Below are 16,336 nucleotides of genomic sequence, written 5' to 3'. Positions count from 1 at the left end.
CTGCCGTGCAGATTCGGTGCAGAGGCCCCTAGGCCCCCAGCTCCAGCCCCTTGAGCTCGCCCTCGGCGCGCCAGTCCTCCAGCACCTTCACGAAGGCGACCGGTCCGGCGCCGTATGAGCCGTTGCGCTTGGCCATGGCCTGCACGTTGCCCTCGTTGTTGTAGTAGCCGGGCGTGCACTCAGCGAGGAACTGCTCGCGCATGATCGAGAGGTCCTCGATCGTCTTCACCCAGGCCTCCTCCGCAGCCTGGGAAGGCTCCACCGTCCGCGCCTGCCGCGCCTTGGCCTCGGCCAGCACATAGGCGATGTGCTTGGACTGCTCGTTGATCATGTGCGGGAAGTTGGCCGAGAAGCCCGACTGTACGTTCGAGACGATGAAGCAGTTGGGGAAGCCGCGGGAGAGCAGCCCGTGCAGGGTAGAGGCCCCGTCCTTCCACTTCTCCGTCAGCGTCTGGCCCCCGCGCCCATAGACCTCGTAGCCGGCGCGCCGGGTGTAGTCGGTGCCCACCTCGAACCCGGTCGCATAGATCAGGCAGTCGAGCCTGTACTCGCGCCCGTTCGCCACCACGCCTGTCTCGGTGATCCGCTCCACACCTCGGCCTTGCGTGTCCACCAGCTCCACGTTCGGCCGGTTGAAGGTCGCCAGGTACTCGTCGTGGAAGCAGGGCCGCTTGCAGAACTGGTTGTAGTAGGGCTTCAGCGCCTCCGCTGTCTGCCGGTCGCGCACGATGGCGTCCACCCGGGCGCGCACCTGCTCCATCTTCTTGAAGTCGGCCAGCTGCATCAGCTCGGCCGGGTTCTCCACCGGCTCGCCCGCCATCATCTTCTTCCGCGCCAGCAGCAGGATGTTGCCGATGATGTCGGTCCAGCCGTCGTTGACCAGGTCCTTGTCCGCGAAGCCGCCGGAGACCAGGACGTTGAAGTTGTCCATCCGCTCCTGCTGCCACCCCGGCGGCAGGCTCTTCGCCCACTCCGGGTCGGTCGGCCGGTTCGCCCGCACGTCGATGGACGAGGGCGTGCGCTGGAAGACGTAGAGCTGCTTGGCCCCCTCGCCCAGGTGCGGCACGCACTGCACGGCCGTGGCGCCCGTGCCGATGATCCCCACCACCTTGTCCTTCAGCCCGGTCAGGCCGCCGTTCGCGTCTCCGCCCGTGTAGCCGTAGTCCCAGCGGCTGGTGTGGAAGCTGTGGCCCCTGAAGCTCTCGATGCCGGGGATGCCCGGCAGCTTCGGCCGGTGCAGCGGCCCGTTGGCCATGACCACGAACTGCGCGCGCATGGCGTCGTCGCGGTTGGTGTGGACGATCCAGCGCGCCGCCGCCTCGTCCCACGCCAGCTTCGTCACCTCGGTCTGGAAGCAGGCGTTGTCGTACAGGCCGAACTTCTCGCCGATGAGCCGGCTGTGCCGCAGGATCTCCGGGGCGCGGGAGTACTTCTCGGTGGGCATGAAGCCCACTTCCTCCAGCAGCGGCAGGTAGATGTAGCTCTCGATGTCGCAGGCCGCGCCCGGGTACCTGTTCCAGTACCAGGTGCCCCCGAAGTCCCCGCCCTTCTCGATGATCCGCACGTCGGTGACGCCGGCCTGCTTCAGCCGCGCGGCGGCGAGCTGCCCGCCGAACCCGCCGCCCACCACGACCACCTCGACCTCGTCGGTCAGGGGGCTGCGGCTGAACCCCGGCTCCACATAGGGGTCGTCCAGGTAGTGCGAGAACCGGCTGACATCGATGTACTGCGCGTTGCCGTCGGCCCGCAGCCGCTTGTCCCGCTCGGCGCGGTACCTGGCCCTCAGCGCCTCCGGATCGAAGCCGAGGTCCTCGCCCACCGAGATGTCGTCCGCCATCGCTGCTCCTCCGCCGGACCAGCGTTGTCGAACACCCGTTTGAACGCAAGCGTGACCTGGGGTCAGGTCGATCGAACGCAGGAGCCGCGCTTTCCCTCCCCTCCAGGGGAGGGAAATTACGCCCTCGCGATCCTGCCGCCGCTCATCGGCGCCTTCAGCCCCGTCGTCCCCGGGAACGTGATCGGCAGCCCGCGCGCCGTCCGCGCCGCGATGTAGGCGATCGCCTCGGCCTCGATGGCGTCGCCGCGCCAGCCCACGTCCTCGGCCGCCTTGACCGGGCACGGCAGCCGCTGCGTGAGCGCCTTCATGATCTCCGGATTGTGCCGCCCGCCGCCGGTGACGATCAGCGCCTTTGGCGGCTCCACGTGCGCGAAGGCCAGCTTCACGGCTTCGGCCATGAACGCCACCAGCGTCGCGCAGGCGTCCTCCAGCTCGACGCCCTTCAGCGGCTCCAGGGAGAAGTCGTAGCGGTCCAGCGACTTCGGCGGCTTCGCCTCGAAATAGGGATGCGCCAGCAGCGCACGCACGATCCCCTCGTTGGCCTTGCCGACGCTCGCATAGCGGCCCTTGTCGTCGAACCGGCCGGCGCCGCGATCCTGCACCAGGAGGTCGATCATCCCGTTGCCGGGCCCGGTGTCGAAGGCGGTGAAGTCCTCGCCGCCCGACCAGAAGGTGACGTTGGCGACCCCGCCCACGTTCAGCACCGCCAGCGGCGGCTCCAGCCCCGAGCGCCGCGCGTTGGCCACGTGGTACACCGGCGCGATCGGCGCCCCCTCCCCGCCGGCCGCCATGTCCGCGGAGCGGAAGTCGTGCGCCACGGGCACGCCGGTCCGCGTCGCCAGCCACTCGGCGTCGCCGAGCTGGACCGTCCGCCCTGGCCGGCCGCCCTGCGGTCGCTCGTGCAGCACCGTCTGCCCGTGCATGCCGATCAGGTCGAGGTCGCCCCAGGCGAGGCCGTTGGCCGCCAGGAAGGCCTCGGCGGCGGCGAAATGCTCCTCCGCCCCGGCCCGCGCGGCCTTGCCGAACACCTCCGGCGCCGCCTCGGTCCGCTTCAGGGCCTCCATGGTGGCCTCGAGCATCAGCTCCCGCACCGGCTCGCTGAGCTTGCGCTCCCCGGCCGGGCCGAACGCCTGGATCTCTTCGCCGTCGGTCTCCAGCACCGCCATGTCGACGGCGTCGAGGGAGGTCCCGGTCATGAAGCCCAGCACGCGCATGCGGCTTGACTGCCATGGGTCGGGTCACCTAGCTAGCTGCCATGATCGGAAGCCGCCCGCTGTTCGGCCGCTATTACCGCCTGCCCTAGACGCAGGCCCGATCCCTCGCGCCTGCCTGAACCGGCCGGCGCCCTCTGCCGATCAGAACGACGCCGGCCTCCTCACCCCAAGGAGCCAGCCATGTCCCTCGAAATCCTGAACCGCGCCGTGCTAGAGCCCGCGCACCGAAGTTCTGCCGAGCCCCAGATGTCCGAGCCCGCCTTCAAGTCCGAGTTCCTGAAGACCCTGCAGGCGCGCGGCCATATCCAGCAGATCACCCATCCGGCCGAGCTCGACGAAGCCGCCGCGAACGGCCCGATCACGGCGTACATTGGCTTCGACGCCACCGCCGCGTCCCTGCACGTGGGCCACCTGTTCTCGATCATGACGCTGCGCCGGCTGCAGCAGACCGGGCACAAACCGATCGTCGTCATGGGCGGCGGCACGACGAAGGTGGGTGACCCGACCGACAAGGAGGGCCAGCGCCCGCTGCTCACCGATGAGCAGATCAACGGCAACATCGCGGCCATCAAGGGCACCTTCGCGAAGTTCCTGCGCTTCGGTGACGGGCCAACCGACGCGGTCATGGTCAACAACGACGAGTGGCTGTCGTCGTTCGGCTACGTCGAGTTTCTGCGCAAGTACGGCGTCCACTTCACCATCAACCGCATGCTCGCCTTCGACAGCGTGAAGCTCCGCCTCGAGCGCGAGCAGCCGATGACCTTCCTCGAGTTCAACTACATGCTGATGCAGTCGGTGGACTTCCTGGAGCTGGAGCGCCGCTACGGCTGCCTGCTGCAGATGGGCGGCTCCGACCAGTGGGGCAATATCGTCAACGGCGTGGAGCTGATCCGCCGCGTGGACGGCAAGCCCGCGTTCGGCCTCACCACCCCGCTCCTCTCCACCGCGTCGGGCCAGAAGATGGGCAAGACCGTCGGTGGAGCCGTCTGGCTCAACGCCGACATGCGTTCGCCGTACGACTACTGGCAGTTCTGGCGGAACACCGAGGACGCTGACGTCGGGCGGTTCCTGCGGCTCTTCACCGACCTGCCGCTGGACGAGATCGCGCGTCTCGAAGCGCTTCCGGGCGCCCAGATCAACGAGGCCAAGAAGGTGCTGGCCAACGCCGCCACCACCCTCCTGCACGGCCCGGAGGAAGCCGCCAAGGCTGCCGCCGCCGCCGAAGCCGCCTTCGAGCGCGGCGGACTGTCGGCCGACCTGCCGACGCACGAGATCCCGGCTGCGGAGCTCGAGGCCGGCATCGTCCTGGCCGCGCTCGCCGTCGACGCCGGGCTGGCCGCCTCCCGCGGCGAGGCCCGGCGCCTGGCCCAGGGCGGCGGCTTGCGCCTGAACGACAAGCCGGAGACCGACGCCAACCGCACCGTCACCGCCGCCGACCTCGTCGACGGCGTGGTCAAGCTGGCGGCGGGCAAGAAGAAGATCGTCCTGGTGAAACCCGTCTGAGGGAATGAATGACAGACATCAGCGAAGGCGCGAAGGCGCCGGAGTTCGAACTGGAGAGCGCGGACGGCCCCGTCCGCCTCTCCGACTTCGCCGGAAAGACCCTGGTGCTCTACTTCTATCCGAAGGACGACACGCCAGGCTGCACGACCGAAGCCAAGGACTTCAGCGCTCTGGCCGCCGACTTCGAGAAGGCCCGCGCCACGGTGGTCGGCGTCTCCAAGGACAGCGTGAAGCGGCACCAGAACTTCGCGGCGAAGTACGGCCTGGCCGTGCGCCTCGCCTCCGATCCCGAGGGCGAGGTCATCGCCCGCTACGGCTCCTGGGTCGAGAAGAGCCTCTACGGCCGCCAGTACATGGGCATCGACCGCTCCACCTTCCTGATCAGGGACGGCGTCATCCGCCGCATCTGGCGCAAGGTGAAGGTCGCCAGCCACGCCCAGCAGGTGCTGGACGCGGCGAAGGCGCTCTAGGCGGCCCGCGCAGCGCCCTGCAGGGGGATCTCGCCCTCCTCGAAGCCGTCCCAATAGTGGAGGCGCTCGGCGTGCACCTTGATCATCACCAGGCCGGGGGTCTCGATGCCGTCCTTGAACCAGACGTCGAGGTCGTTGGTCCAATGCTCGGCGAACCGCGCCTTGTCGCGGATCAGCTCGGCGCTGCCTTCGAGCGTGATGAAGAACGGCTTCATGCCCAGCGGGCCGGACTTCGCCCGATAGCTCACCCCGACATTCGGATCGCTCGAGATGTCCTGGACTGTCCCGGTGTCATCCAGCGTGAAGAAGTAGGTGTCCCCGTCGAACTCCACCTGGCCGTTGTTGCTCATCGGTCGGCCCGCGATCGCCCCTGTTGAGGTGCGGGTCGACAGCACCGCGATGTCGATATCGCGCATCTTTTCGGCGATGTCCTCGAGCGTCAGGTCGGCCATCAGGTTGCTCCTTGGTTGTGGGCCGAGAACGACCTGGGGGCTGCTGGCGCTCCGGCATACGGTACAAGGGACGTATCGGACCTATGAGCGGAGCCGGGTCACCGCATGGCGGACGATGAGCGAGCCCTGATCGAGGCGATCGGCCTGAGCCCTATCGCCATGGTCGCCAGCAATCCTCGGCGCCCGGACAACCCCCTCGAGCTGGCCAACGAGGCGTTCTGCAAACTCACGGGCTATTCGGAAGCCGAGATCCTCGGACGCAACTGCCGCTTCCTGGCGGGCCCCGCCACGGATCCGGCGACGAATGAGCAGATCCGGGCGGCCGTGCGCGATGCACGGCCGGTGCTGGTCGATATCGTCAACTACCGTCGCGATGGCCGCGCCTTCCGCAATGGGGTGATGATCACCCCGCTGTTCGGACCCGAGGGTGAGCTTGCCTGGTTCCTGGGCTCCCAGGTCGACCTGGGGCCCCAGGCCGACGGCGCCCTGGCGCGCCGCCAGTCCGGAGCCGCGGAGAAGGTGGCCGCCCTGCCCGCCCGCCGACGGCAGGTGCTCCAGCTCATGGCCCGCGGCCTGCTGAACAAGCAGATCGCCTGGGAGCTCAAGATCAGCGAGAGGACCGTGAAGATGCACCGCGCCCTGCTGCTGGACGGACTGGGCGTGGCCACGTCGGCCGAGGCGATCCGGATGGCCGTCGAGGCCGGCCTCTAACACCCGCCTACGGCCCAAAGGCCATATCGCAGGCGCCGGCCGGCGGGCGTAGGTCCTGCGATGGGAAAACCCGGCGGCCATTTCGATCACGCCGCGGTTCCGCAGGAGAGATTCATGCGTATCGTGAACACCATCACCCTGGTGCTGCTGATCGTCGGCGGCCTGAACTGGGGACTCGTCGGCCTGTTCGACTTCGATCTCGTCGCGGCCATCTTCGGCGAGATGTCGCCGCTGAGCCGCGCCGTCTACGTTCTGGTGGGCGTCTCTGCCGCCTGGCAGCTGGTCCCCCTCTTCCGGGGGATCGGGGCCGGCAGCCGTAGCCCTGCGCACGGCTAGGCTGCGACCCGGTGGCGGCGCCGACCGCCACCGGGTGGCGCAGGCCTTCGCGGTGGCGGTGAACATGAGCGCCGCCGAGCTGATCGTCTGGCTCGACACCGACGAGAGCCGACGCGTCGGCTGGAAGGGCGCGGACGCAAGCCTGCGCGAGAGCGTCGGGCACGCGAGCGGCCGCCGGATCGCGGAGATCCTCGCCAAGAGCGGCCGCGACCTCACCGAGGCGGATTACGCCCTCATGCGCAAGGCGACCGGGTTCATTCGCCGGCATACCGCGCAGGCCCCGGCGAACATGCTCACGTCGCGCTGGCGCTATTCGCTGATGAACTGGGGGCATGATCCCCTCAAGCGCTTCCTCACCGGGGATCGCGAAGAGCGCTGAGCGCCCGTGCTCCGACGGTAAGGCCCCTCGCCGCAGGTCACCCGCAACGCCGCGAGCGTCACTGTGGCGGATTTGTCGCGCCCGGCCGCATGTTGGGCAACACGCCCAACAGACGTTTGACGAATCGCGGACTGGGCCTCAGCCTTGCGGCATTCGGTCCCCCTACGCCCGCAGCGCGCGCAAACCACCTTGCGCGGCTGAAACTATTCGTTGCATATCGCGAGCGTCCACGGGGCTGGGGACCTACACGAACAGTATGCAACGCCTGGCGCGCCTTCGCCGCTCGCTCGAAGAGCTTTTTCCCGAACGCCACCTCTACGTCCGCGCCGGCGGCGAGATGAAGGCCTTCGTCCTCTCCACCAAGAAGCAGATGGTCGCCGCGGGCGTGGTCGCCGGCGCCGCCCTGTGGCTCGGGATCTCCACCGCCGCCATGCTGGTCGGCGTCTTCTCCGCCTCCTCGGCCGACCGCGAGATCGCCCGCACCCAGGCCAAGTATGAGCGCTGGATCGCCGACCGCCAGGCGCGCCTGAACTCGGCCGTCGCCCAGCTCAACGCCGCCGACGGCTCCACCGAGGAGCTGGCCGTCGCCATCGAGAAGCGCCACGCCGCGCTCGCCCTGCTGCTCACCGACGTGAAAGGGACGCCGGGGGCCGCCGAGGCGCTGACGCCGGCGATCAGCCGCGCGCTCGCCGCCACGGACGCCAATCCGACCCGTCGCGTGGAGATGGTGCGCATCAGCCAGGAGCAGCTCCTGGACGCCGCCGACACCTTCGCCAAGAGCCGCGCCGATCGCCTGCGCCTGGCCTTCCGCCTCGCCGGCCTGTCGCCCTCCACCTACATGCCAAAGGGCGGCTCGCTCGGCGGTCCGCTGATCGAGTCCAAGGATCCGCGCGCGCTCGCCGCCGTGCTCGACGTCGACGAGGCTTTCGCCGAGCGCATCCAGCATGCCGCCAGCGACATGTCGGAGGCCCGCGCGCTGTCCGAGGCCGCCCAGCGGCTGCCGTTCGCCAAGCCTACCGCCAACACGCCCAAGACCAGCGGCTTCGGCGTCCGCTATGACCCGTTCACCCGCCGTCCGGCGTACCACTCCGGCCTCGACTTCGCCGGCGGCACCATGACGCCGGTCTATTCGACCGCGCCGGGCGTGGTCTCCTTTACCGGCGTGCGCTCCGGCTACGGCAACACCGTCGAGGTGGACCACGGGCGCGGCTTCAAGACCCGCTACGCCCACCTGCATTCCATCGGCGTCCGCGCCGGACAGCGGGTCGCCGTCGGCCAGCGGCTGGGCGGTATGGGCTCCACCGGGCGCTCCACCGGCACGCACCTGCACTACGAGGTGTGGGTCAACGGCCGCGCCCAGAATCCCGACCGCTTCGTAAGGGCCGGACAGTATGTTCTCCAGCAAGCCGGCTAAGCCGGCCTCCCCGCGTCCCGAGGCCGGCGAGCCCGGCCCGGCCCGCCGCCCGATCGCCGCCTCGCTGATCGCCGAGAACGTCACCCTGAACGGCGACCTCGCCTCCGATGGCGACGTGCAGCTGGACGGCATCCTGCACGGCGACCTGCGCGTCGGCCGCCTGACCATCGGCGAGACCGGTCACGTGGAGGGCGCGATCGAGGCCGAGGCCGTGGACGTCCGCGGCCGGGTGATCGGCTCCGTCACGGCCCAGCAGGTGCGCCTGCACGCCAGCGCCCAGGTGATCGGCGACGTGACCCACGCCCAACTGACCATCGACACCGGCGCCCGCTTCGAAGGCCGCAGCCTCCGCTACGAGCCCGCCACCGCCGCCGTCGAGATCCCGGCCCTCGAAGCCCCCGCCGAACCGGCGGAGTAAGGCTGACAAGCGTCGCCTTGGGTTGACTCCGACCACGGACTAAGTCCCGATCGCCTGGGGGCTTGGTTTCATGACAGATTTGAGCCGGACGATCTCCGGGTATGGCGACATCGGCGGGTTCGTCTGGGACCCGCACAGCCAGCGTCTGCTGTTCACCTCGAATGGCGCCCTGCACAGTTTGAACCCTCAAACGGGGCAGATCACTTCGATCAGCATCCCGGGCGCCCACACGCTGACCGACGTCGCCGTCTCTCCTGACGGCCGCTATGTCTTGATCGGAGAAACTTTCTACCAAGCCGCTCCGATAGGTCCGACCGGTTTTCCGCAGGGCCCCTCAACCCTCTACTACCACCGCGTGTGGCTCGGCGATGGACGGGTGGAGACACTCTCCTTCACCACCCAACGCTCTGAGATCAGCCCGGCCGATGTCGCCGTATTGAGCGACAATCGCGCCCTGCTGGCGACGGACTACTCCGGGTCGGGAAGCACCGAACTGCGTATCATCACAGGCGATGCCCCCTCACCTACCGCCGCCGTCCTCGCGGCGGGGATTGAGTTCCCAAGGCCCACACTCACGGTGTCCGAGAGCCATCGCTATGTGCTGGTCCCTCAGACGGGAGGCTCGGGTGGCAGGGCGTCGCTCTTCGACGGGACGACGGGCCAGATCGTCGGCCACTTGAGCGTGGGGGCATTGCCGGGCCACAGTGGAGCATTCCTCTTAGAGCACGCCGACATCAGCGAGGCCGCCGGGCTGGTCGCAATCCCTGCTCAGTCGGGTTCGCTCATCATCGCCGATCTGTCGATGCGACTGGTGCGTGACCTGAGTTTCGACTTCGACTTCCACATCGAGAGCGTGCAGTTCACGCCGGACGGCAAGCAGCTCTTCGTGATGCCTTACAACAAGGCCGAGATCGCGGTGTTCGACACCCGGTCTTGGCAGCAGCTTGGCGTCATCAAGACTCAAGCGCACGTCGGCCCTGACGCTCACGACAATGACGGCGCGCTTGAGTTTTCCTCGGACGGGCGCTTCCTGTTCCTCGACACCGAGACGGGCATCGAGGTCATCGACTTTTCAACGACCCCCCTTAAGGCCGGGGAAGGCAGCCTGGCCATACCCCGCACGGTGATTACAACGTCCATGCGCATAGGGTCTGGCGAGACGATCGCACACGGGCGCAGTTTCACCCTGTGGAACCCTGACACGACAACCGTTTCAGCGGTCTTCACCATTGCCGGCACCGTAACCGGCTCCTCTGTGTGGGCCGAGGACGGAGGGCCGCGCCAGTGGTTCGAGATCGAGAGCACGGGCGTGCTTCGACTTAACAGCAGGGACGCCCTTGGGGAGGCTGTCGGGTATTTCGTGCCCGGGTTCAAGGGACCGAGCTTCGAGAACCATGGCCTCGTGGAGATCACATCGACCGGCGACGCAACCGGTGTGAGTTCGTACGCGACGGCCGGCGCGTACTTGAACTACGGCACGATCCGTGTCGACGGGGGCGAATTCACGCGCGGATTCTTCCTGCCAAACCTGCTGTCCGGAGGCTCCGGCTTTCGCAACTGGGGCGCGTTAAATGTCTCCGACCACGGTGGCCAGTACGGCCAGAGCTGGGGCGTCTATCTCGGCGCGCCGTACTCCTGGTTCCGCAACGAAGCGGGGGCATCGATCGTGGTCTCGCATCGCGCTACGGGGCGGGCGCAGAACACGGCGGTATCCATCCATGCTCATGGAGATTATCGGCCGTTCGGCGACGAGTACGGGAACGCGGGTCTCATCCAGGGCGACATCGCACTCGACTTCAGCCAGCAGTCCTATGACGGTTACGCGGCCTACGCGCGGACGTTCGTGAACGAGGCTACAGGGGTGCTCAACGGCGAAGTGCGCCTAAACGGCAATGGCATCACGCTGCAGAACGCTGGCGCCATCAACGGCGCTGTCGTCATGGGCGGTTTCGCCGAAACCTATGACGGCTCCAGTGGCGGGAGGGTGACAGGCATGGTTTCCGGCGGGGGCGGCAACGACCTCCTCATCGGCGGACCGGCGTTCGACTACCTCCATGGCAATCACGGTGACGATGACCTGCGGGGCGGCGCCGGCGACGATTGGGTGGTTGGGGGCAAGGACCAGGACCAACTTGCCGGGAACGCAGGCGCTGACCTCCTCCTCGGCAATCTGGGCAATGACACTTCCGATGGCGGCGACGGCGCCGACGTCGTGCGTGGCGGCCAGGGAGACGACATCGTTCGGGGCGGCACCGGCGATGACTGGCTTTCCGGGGATCGGGGAGACGACACCGTAACCGGCGGCGCGGGCGCCGACATTTTCCACGCTTTTGCCGGATCCGGCATGGACTGGGTGACAGACTTCAACCGGTTGGAAGGCGACCGGATCTACATCCTGCCGGGCAGCACCTTCACAGCGATCCAGCAAGGAGGCGACGTCATTGTCGATGTGACGGACGCCACTGGAGTCGTCGGCCGGATCGTGCTCATCGGCACTCAGCTGTCGTCGCTGACGCCCGGGTGGATTTTCGGAACCTGAGGAGGATCGCGGCCGCAATTCCTCGGCGATCAGCGCGCCTCGATATACAATGATAGGGTCTTTCTCATTGTAAGTCATAGACTTAGGCCGTCGCGAGAGTTGTCGCGCTGGGTGGTGCAGATAGGCCTGCCACGGCGTGTACCACGCCTCAGGCGTCGGCCTTGGCGTCCCGTGTCGCGCCGACCCGCTGGGCCAGGGCGGCGCCCATGAACGGGTCGAGGTCACCGTCCAGCACGCCTTGGGTGTCGCTGGTCTCCACCTCGGTCCTGAGGTCCTTCACCATCTGGTACGGCTGCAGGACGTAGCTGCGGATCTGGTGGCCCCAGCCGATGTCCGTCTTCTGCTCCTCAATCGCAGCCTGCGCCGCCTCGCGCTTCTCCAGCTCCAGCTCGTAGAGGCGGGCCTTCAGCATCTTCCAGGCCTGGTCGCGGTTCTGGTGCTGCGAGCGCTGGTTCTGGCAGGCGACCGCGATGCCGGTGGGGATGTGGGTGAGGCGCACGGCGCTGTCGGTCTTGTTGACGTGCTGGCCGCCAGCCCCTGACGCCCGGTAGGTGTCCGTGCGCACGTCGGACGGATTGATCTCGATCTCGATGTTGTCGTCCACCACGGGGTAGACCCAGACCGAGGCGAACGAGGTGTGCCGCTTGGCGGCGGCGTCGAACGGCGAGATGCGCACCAGCCGGTGGACACCGGCCTCGGTCTTCAGCCACCCGTAGGCGTTGGGCCCCTTCACCTGCAGGGTGGCCGACTTGATGCCGGCCTGTTCGCCCGTGGTCTCCTCGAGGAACTCCACCTCCATGCCGTGGGCGTTGGCCCAGCGGGTGTACATGCGCAGCAGCATGCCGGCCCAGTCGTTGGACTCGGTGCCGCCGGCCCCGGAGTTGATCTCGACGAAGGCGTCGTTGCCGTCGGCCTCGCCGGACAGCAGGGCCTCCAGCTCGGCTCGGGCGGCCCGCTCCTTGATGCCCTTGAGCTGGGCGCAGGCCTCCCCGAAGGCGGCCTCGTCGCCCTCCTCCTCCGCCATCTCGGCGTAGCCCAGGGCGTCGGCGAGGTCGCGCTCCAGCGACTGCACCGCCTCGACCTTGGCGGCGAGCTGGGTGCGCTCGCGCATCAGGGCCTGGGCCTTGCCGGCGTCGTCCCACAGGCTCGGGTCCTCGACCCGGGCGTTCAGCTCGTCCAGCTTGCGGAGCGCGGGCTCCCAGTCAAAGACGCCTCCTGAGCAGTTCGATCGACTGCTCGATGTCGGCCTTCGCGGCCTCGACATCCGCTCTCATGGGAAAGCTCCGGTGAATGGGGCCGCGGCAGATAGCGCGGGCGGAAGGTCAGAACAAGCCGTTGGTGTCGTCGGCCGGCCGCTTCGGCGGCGGCGGGGCCACCGCGCCGGCTGCGCTCGGGGCGCCGGTGACGCCGTTCTGCCAGACCTTGTTGTAGGGCTGCGGACCGCGGGGCGCCGCGACGCCGCCGGCCGCCGTGGGGGCGGTCGCCACCCTGGGCTCGGTGCCGGGCCGGAACGCCTCGCGGACGCCGCGCACCATGGCGTACTTGGCGTTCTTCGGCGCGGCGAACTCCTCCTTCGGAAGGTTCTCCAGGGCCACCTTCATGAAATCGATGAAAATCGGCACCGCCGACTGACTGCCGGTCTCGCCCTTGCCGAGGCTGCGGTTGTCGTCGAAGCCCACGTAGACGCCGACCACCAGGTCCGGCGAGAAGCCCATGAACCAGGCTGAGCGGTAGTCGTTGGTCGTCCCCGTCTTGCCGCCCAGCGGATAGCCCAGCGACGAGGCGGAGACGGCCGTGCCGCGCTGGACCACCCCCTGCAGCATGGAGGTGATCTGGTAGGCGGTGATCGGGTCCATCACCTGGGCGCCGGCCGGCGCGATGCGGGGGCTCTCGTCTCCGGAGAAGCCGGCGTCGCAGCGGTCGCAGTCGCGCCGGTCGGCCTTGTAGATGGTCTTGCCCTCGCGGTCCTGGACCAGCTCGATCAGGTGAGGCTCGACCTTCTTGCCGCCGTTCACGAAGGACGAGTAGGCGCCGGCCATGCGGAACACGGTGGTTTCGCCGGAGCCCAGGGCCATGGCCAGGACCTTGTCCATCTTCTTGGTCACCCCCAGGCGCTCGGCAAGGCTCGAGATCTTGGTCATGCCGACGCCCTGGGCGAGACGCACGGTCATGGTGTTGCGGGAGAGCTCGAGGCCTTTCCGCAGCTGCAGGGCGCCGTAGTACTTGCCCTCGTAATTCTCCGGCCGCCAGGCCTGGCCGCCGGCGCCCACGAGAGTGATCGGGGCGTCCATGATGACGCTGGCGGGCGTGTAGCCGCTCTCCAGGGCCGCGGCGTAGACGATCGGCTTGATGGCCGATCCGGGCTGCCGCTGGGCCTGGGTCGCGCGGTTGAAGCTGGAGAGCGAGAACGAATAGCCGCCCACCATCGCCAGCACGCGGCCGGAATGCGGCTCCATGGCCACGAGGGCGCCGTTGACGATCGGCACCTGCTTCAGGCGCAGCGCGGAGCCGCCCTCCTCGTCAGGGGCCACGAACACCAGGTCGCCGGACCCGATGCCCTTGCCGGCGCGGGCCCAGGCCACGTCCTGGGCGGCGAGCGCGCCCTCCTGCCCCTCGATGGTGCGCACCCTCACCGTGCCGCCGGCGACGCTGGTCACCACGGCGGCGCGCCAGGTCCGGCGCTCGGCGGGCCGCGACTTCTTCTTGGCCACCTCTTCCCACCCGGCGAGCGTGGTGACGTTGCCCCACGGGCCGCGCCAGCCGTGCCGGCGGTCGTAGCGCTCCAGCCCGTTCATCAGCGCCACGCGGGCCGCGCTCTGCAGGCGCGGGTCGAGTGTGGTGCGCATGTAGTAGCCGCCCTCGTTGATGCGTGGGCCCAGGGTGGCGAGGCCGCGGCGGCGGACCTCTTCCACGAAGTAGTCGGCGTCGCGGTACTTCGAGCGGGTGGGCTCGGCCTGGACCACCAGGTCCTCGCGCTTGGCGGCCTCGGCCTCGGCGCGGGTGACCCAGCCCAGGCCGGCCATCTGGTCGATCACCCAGTTGCGGCGGCCGATCGCCTCGGCCTTGCGGCGGATCGGGTGGTAATTGTCGGGCCCCTTGGGCACGGCGGCCAGATAGGCGCTCTCCGCCAGGCTAAGGTCCGAGATCGACTTGCCGAAGTAGTTGTAGGCCGCGGCCCCCACCCCGTACGACCGGTACCCGAGCCAGATCTCGTTCAGGTAGAGCTCGAGGATCCGCTCCTTGGTGAGGGTCTGCTCCAGCCGGCCGGCGAGAATCGCCTCCTTGAGCTTGCGCCCAATGGTCGGGTCGTTGGTCAAAAGGACGTTCTTGGCCACCTGCTGGGTGATCGTCGAGCCGCCTTCCATGCGCCGGCCCTGGGCCGCGTTCAGCACGTTCTTGGCCATGGCGCGGCCGATCCCGCCCACGTCGACGCCGCCGTGCTCGAAGAAGCTGTGGTCTTCGGCCGCCAGGAAGGCCTGGGCCAGCTGGGTCGGGATAGCGTCGTAGGGGACGTAGATCCGCCGCTCGCGGGAGAACTCGCCGATCAGCGTGCCGTCCCAGGCGTAGGCGCGCGTCGCCGTCGGCGGATGGTAGTCGGCCAGGTCGCCGGCGTCGGGCATGTCGTGGAACAGCACGGCGGCCCAGATGGCGGCCGAGAACCCGGCCACCGCAATGGCGCTCAGCACGGCGACGCCGGCCATTGCGACCCATCTTTCGGGGGGATTCAACTCGACCTGCCTCCAGAGCGGGAGCCGCTCTTCGTCAGGCCTCGTCTAGCGTGCGTCGGCGCGGGCGCCAACGGCCCGGAAAGGGCGCCGCGTCAGCGCGCCGCAAGCCGGGTGGGCTCGCCGAAATAGCCCTCGATGGCGTCGGCCACCGAGTTCATCAGCGCGCCACGGCGGGACGCGTCGGTCAGCAGCCGCTCGTCGGCCGGATTGGAGATGAAGCCCATCTCCAGCAGCACGGCCGGCACGTCGGGCGCCAACAACACCATGAAGCCGGCGTCGCGGTGGCTGCGGCGCAGCAGGGGGGCCTCGCCCTCGATGCTGGCCACCACCATCTGGGCGAAGGCCGAGGACCGGTTTCGCGTCGCCCGCTGCGTCAGGTCGAGCAGGATGTCGGAGACGCCGCGGTCGCCGGATAGGCTGGCCTTCATGAACCAGTCGTCCTTGGAGACGAAGCGGGTCGCCCGGCGGCTGGCCTTGTCGGAGAGCGTGTAAACGCTGGCGCCGGACAGGCTGGCGTCAGGGCCCGAGTCCGAGTGCAGCGAGATGAACAGGTCGGCGTCGGCGCGCTGGGCGATGCGGACCCGGCTTTCCAGCGGCACGTAGACGTCGGCGTCGCGGGTCATCACCACCTTGTAGCGGCCGGTGCGCTCCAGCCGCGTCTTCAGCGCCCGCGCGGCGGCCAGATTGACGTCCTTTTCCAGGTTCGCCGCCCCGTGGGCGCCCGGGTCCTGGCCGCCGTGGCCGGCGTCGATGACGATGACCTTCTTGAGCGGGAGCGGGTCCTTGGCGGCGACCAGCTTGGGCCGCAGCACCGGGATCGGCGGCGGCGCGGCGGCCCTGGCCATCTGGATCTCGCCGGGCGCCAACGGGGCCACGTCGACGACGTAGCGGTAGTGCTCCACGCCGTCGGCCGGCGGCAGCAGGAAGCGGCGCTTCAGCTTGGCCCCCGAGGCGATGTCCATCTGCAGGCGGGCGCCGCCGGCGGTCTGGTCCACCATCCAGGTCTTCACCAGCCCCTGGCCCGCCCCCTGCTGGACACTGGCGGCCGAGACCCCGGGGAGCATCAGCACCACGCGGCCGTCGGCCGCGCCGTCGGCGACCACCTTGGCCGAGGCCGAACGCTCCAGGTCGATGACAATGCGGGTCTGGGCGGAGTCGCCGCCGAGCCGGACCTTGAGGAGGCTTGCGCCCACCGCGGTCGCGGCGTGTCCGACGGCGACGGCCGCCAGGCACACGGCGGCTGCGGCCGAGACCACGAGGGCCCGACCCCGGTAGCGCCACACACCCTGCCCCATACGCGTCAGCATTTTGCCTTGGCGCCCAGCCTACGGACTT

Annotated in this window: 14 protein-coding genes; 8 read left to right on the top strand and 6 right to left on the bottom strand. The window is 68.9% G+C overall.

Going from position 1 to position 16,336, the window contains the following annotated elements; genetic code table 11:
- Nucleotides 1-28 precede the first annotated feature (28 nt).
- Nucleotides 29-1,837 (bottom strand): NAD(P)/FAD-dependent oxidoreductase, encoded by a 1,809-nt coding sequence (locus tag VIL76_RS18530; RefSeq protein WP_332046554.1) that lies wholly within the window; start codon nt 1,835-1,837, stop codon nt 29-31.
- A 116-nt stretch (nt 1,838-1,953) separates the two neighbouring features.
- Nucleotides 1,954-3,051, bottom strand: a complete 1,098-nt coding sequence (locus VIL76_RS18525) for an anhydro-N-acetylmuramic acid kinase (RefSeq protein WP_332046553.1) — start codon at nt 3,049-3,051, stop codon at nt 1,954-1,956.
- A gap of 180 nt (nt 3,052-3,231) precedes the next feature.
- Between VIL76_RS18525 and tyrS the strand changes: the two genes are divergently transcribed.
- Both tyrS and VIL76_RS18515 read left to right on the top strand, forming a co-directional pair.
- Nucleotides 3,232-4,554 (top strand): tyrosine--tRNA ligase, encoded by a 1,323-nt coding sequence (gene tyrS, locus VIL76_RS18520; RefSeq protein WP_332046552.1) that lies wholly within the window; start codon nt 3,232-3,234, stop codon nt 4,552-4,554.
- 8 nt (nt 4,555-4,562) lie between these two features.
- Complete coding sequence (locus VIL76_RS18515) at nt 4,563-5,024, top strand: peroxiredoxin (protein ID WP_332046551.1); 462 nt, start codon at nt 4,563-4,565, stop codon at nt 5,022-5,024.
- Here the strand turns inward: VIL76_RS18515 and VIL76_RS18510 are convergent.
- Nucleotides 5,021-5,476: a pyridoxamine 5'-phosphate oxidase family protein gene (locus VIL76_RS18510; RefSeq protein ID WP_332046550.1), complete on the bottom strand. Its 456-nt coding sequence runs from the start codon at nt 5,474-5,476 to the stop codon at nt 5,021-5,023. The genes VIL76_RS18515 and VIL76_RS18510 overlap by 4 nt on opposite strands.
- Before the next feature lie 105 nt (nt 5,477-5,581).
- On the opposite strand from VIL76_RS18510, the gene VIL76_RS18505 reads away from it, so the two are divergent.
- From VIL76_RS18505 to VIL76_RS18480, 6 genes are all read left to right on the top strand, one after another.
- Nucleotides 5,582-6,187 carry a LuxR C-terminal-related transcriptional regulator gene (locus VIL76_RS18505; protein WP_332046549.1) on the top strand — a complete coding sequence of 202 codons (606 nt, stop codon included), beginning with the start codon at nt 5,582-5,584 and terminating at the stop codon, nt 6,185-6,187.
- Nucleotides 6,188-6,301: 114 nt separating this feature from the next.
- Nucleotides 6,302-6,523: a DUF378 domain-containing protein gene (locus tag VIL76_RS18500; protein ID WP_332046548.1), complete on the top strand. Its 222-nt coding sequence runs from the start codon at nt 6,302-6,304 to the stop codon at nt 6,521-6,523.
- 34 nt (nt 6,524-6,557) lie between these two features.
- Entirely contained in the window at nt 6,558-6,902 is a 345-nt protein-coding gene (locus VIL76_RS18495) for a DUF3140 domain-containing protein (protein ID WP_332046547.1), read from the top strand.
- 256 nt (nt 6,903-7,158) lie between these two features.
- Nucleotides 7,159-8,316 carry a M23 family metallopeptidase gene (locus VIL76_RS18490; protein WP_332046546.1) on the top strand — a complete coding sequence of 386 codons (1,158 nt, stop codon included), beginning with the start codon at nt 7,159-7,161 and terminating at the stop codon, nt 8,314-8,316.
- On the top strand, nt 8,294-8,734 hold the full coding sequence (locus tag VIL76_RS18485; RefSeq protein WP_332046545.1) for a polymer-forming cytoskeletal protein: 441 nt from the start codon (nt 8,294-8,296) through the stop codon (nt 8,732-8,734). The genes VIL76_RS18490 and VIL76_RS18485 overlap by 23 nt, the downstream gene beginning before the upstream one ends.
- Nucleotides 8,735-8,804: 70 nt before the next feature.
- On the top strand, nt 8,805-11,273 hold the full coding sequence (locus VIL76_RS18480) for a hypothetical protein (protein ID WP_332046544.1): 2,469 nt from the start codon (nt 8,805-8,807) through the stop codon (nt 11,271-11,273).
- A 148-nt stretch (nt 11,274-11,421) separates the two neighbouring features.
- On the opposite strand, the gene prfB is transcribed toward VIL76_RS18480, so the two are convergent.
- The 3 genes from prfB to VIL76_RS18465 form a co-directional block, all read right to left on the bottom strand.
- Nucleotides 11,422-12,547 (bottom strand): peptide chain release factor 2 gene (gene prfB / locus VIL76_RS18475; RefSeq protein WP_332046543.1). Its coding sequence is split into 2 segments (ribosomal slippage): nt 11,422-12,477 and nt 12,479-12,547, totalling 1,125 coding nucleotides; the frame shifts between segments, so codons are not numbered across the junction.
- 48 nt (nt 12,548-12,595) lie between these two features.
- On the bottom strand, nt 12,596-14,974 hold the full coding sequence (locus VIL76_RS18470; protein ID WP_332046542.1) for a penicillin-binding protein 1A: 2,379 nt from the start codon (nt 14,972-14,974) through the stop codon (nt 12,596-12,598).
- Between the two features lie 119 nt (nt 14,975-15,093).
- The gene (locus tag VIL76_RS18465; protein WP_332046541.1) at nt 15,094-16,308 is read right to left on the bottom strand and encodes an N-acetylmuramoyl-L-alanine amidase; all 1,215 of its coding nucleotides are present in this window, start codon (nt 16,306-16,308) and stop codon (nt 15,094-15,096) included.
- Nucleotides 16,309-16,336 lie beyond the last annotated feature (28 nt).

The sequence above is a fragment of the Phenylobacterium sp. genome (assembly GCF_036563285.1).
Taxonomy (GTDB): Bacteria; Pseudomonadota; Alphaproteobacteria; order Caulobacterales; family Caulobacteraceae; genus Phenylobacterium.
The sequence above is the reverse complement of the archived record's forward strand: the minus strand, read 5'-3'. Positions and strand labels throughout refer to the sequence as shown.

Bases quoted from the DNA above. Each gene is read 5' to 3' on its own strand.
- VIL76_RS18480 (WP_332046544.1), top strand. From the start codon at position 8,805: ATGACAGATTTGAGCCGGACGATCTCCGGGTATGGCGACATCGGCGGG.
- VIL76_RS18515 (WP_332046551.1), top strand. From the start codon at position 4,563: ATGACAGACATCAGCGAAGGCGCGAAGGCGCCGGAGTTCGAACTGGAG.
- VIL76_RS18525 (WP_332046553.1), bottom strand. From the start codon at position 3,051: ATGCGCGTGCTGGGCTTCATGACCGGGACCTCCCTCGACGCCGTCGAC.
- tyrS (WP_332046552.1), top strand. From the start codon at position 3,232: ATGTCCCTCGAAATCCTGAACCGCGCCGTGCTAGAGCCCGCGCACCGA.
- VIL76_RS18530 (WP_332046554.1), bottom strand. From the start codon at position 1,837: ATGGCGGACGACATCTCGGTGGGCGAGGACCTCGGCTTCGATCCGGAG.
- VIL76_RS18490 (WP_332046546.1), top strand. From the start codon at position 7,159: ATGCAACGCCTGGCGCGCCTTCGCCGCTCGCTCGAAGAGCTTTTTCCC.
- VIL76_RS18470 (WP_332046542.1), bottom strand. From the start codon at position 14,974: ATGGCCGGCGTCGCCGTGCTGAGCGCCATTGCGGTGGCCGGGTTCTCG.
- VIL76_RS18485 (WP_332046545.1), top strand. From the start codon at position 8,294: ATGTTCTCCAGCAAGCCGGCTAAGCCGGCCTCCCCGCGTCCCGAGGCC.
- VIL76_RS18500 (WP_332046548.1), top strand. From the start codon at position 6,302: ATGCGTATCGTGAACACCATCACCCTGGTGCTGCTGATCGTCGGCGGC.
- VIL76_RS18505 (WP_332046549.1), top strand. From the start codon at position 5,582: ATGGCGGACGATGAGCGAGCCCTGATCGAGGCGATCGGCCTGAGCCCT.
- VIL76_RS18510 (WP_332046550.1), bottom strand. From the start codon at position 5,476: ATGGCCGACCTGACGCTCGAGGACATCGCCGAAAAGATGCGCGATATC.
- VIL76_RS18465 (WP_332046541.1), bottom strand. From the start codon at position 16,308: ATGCTGACGCGTATGGGGCAGGGTGTGTGGCGCTACCGGGGTCGGGCC.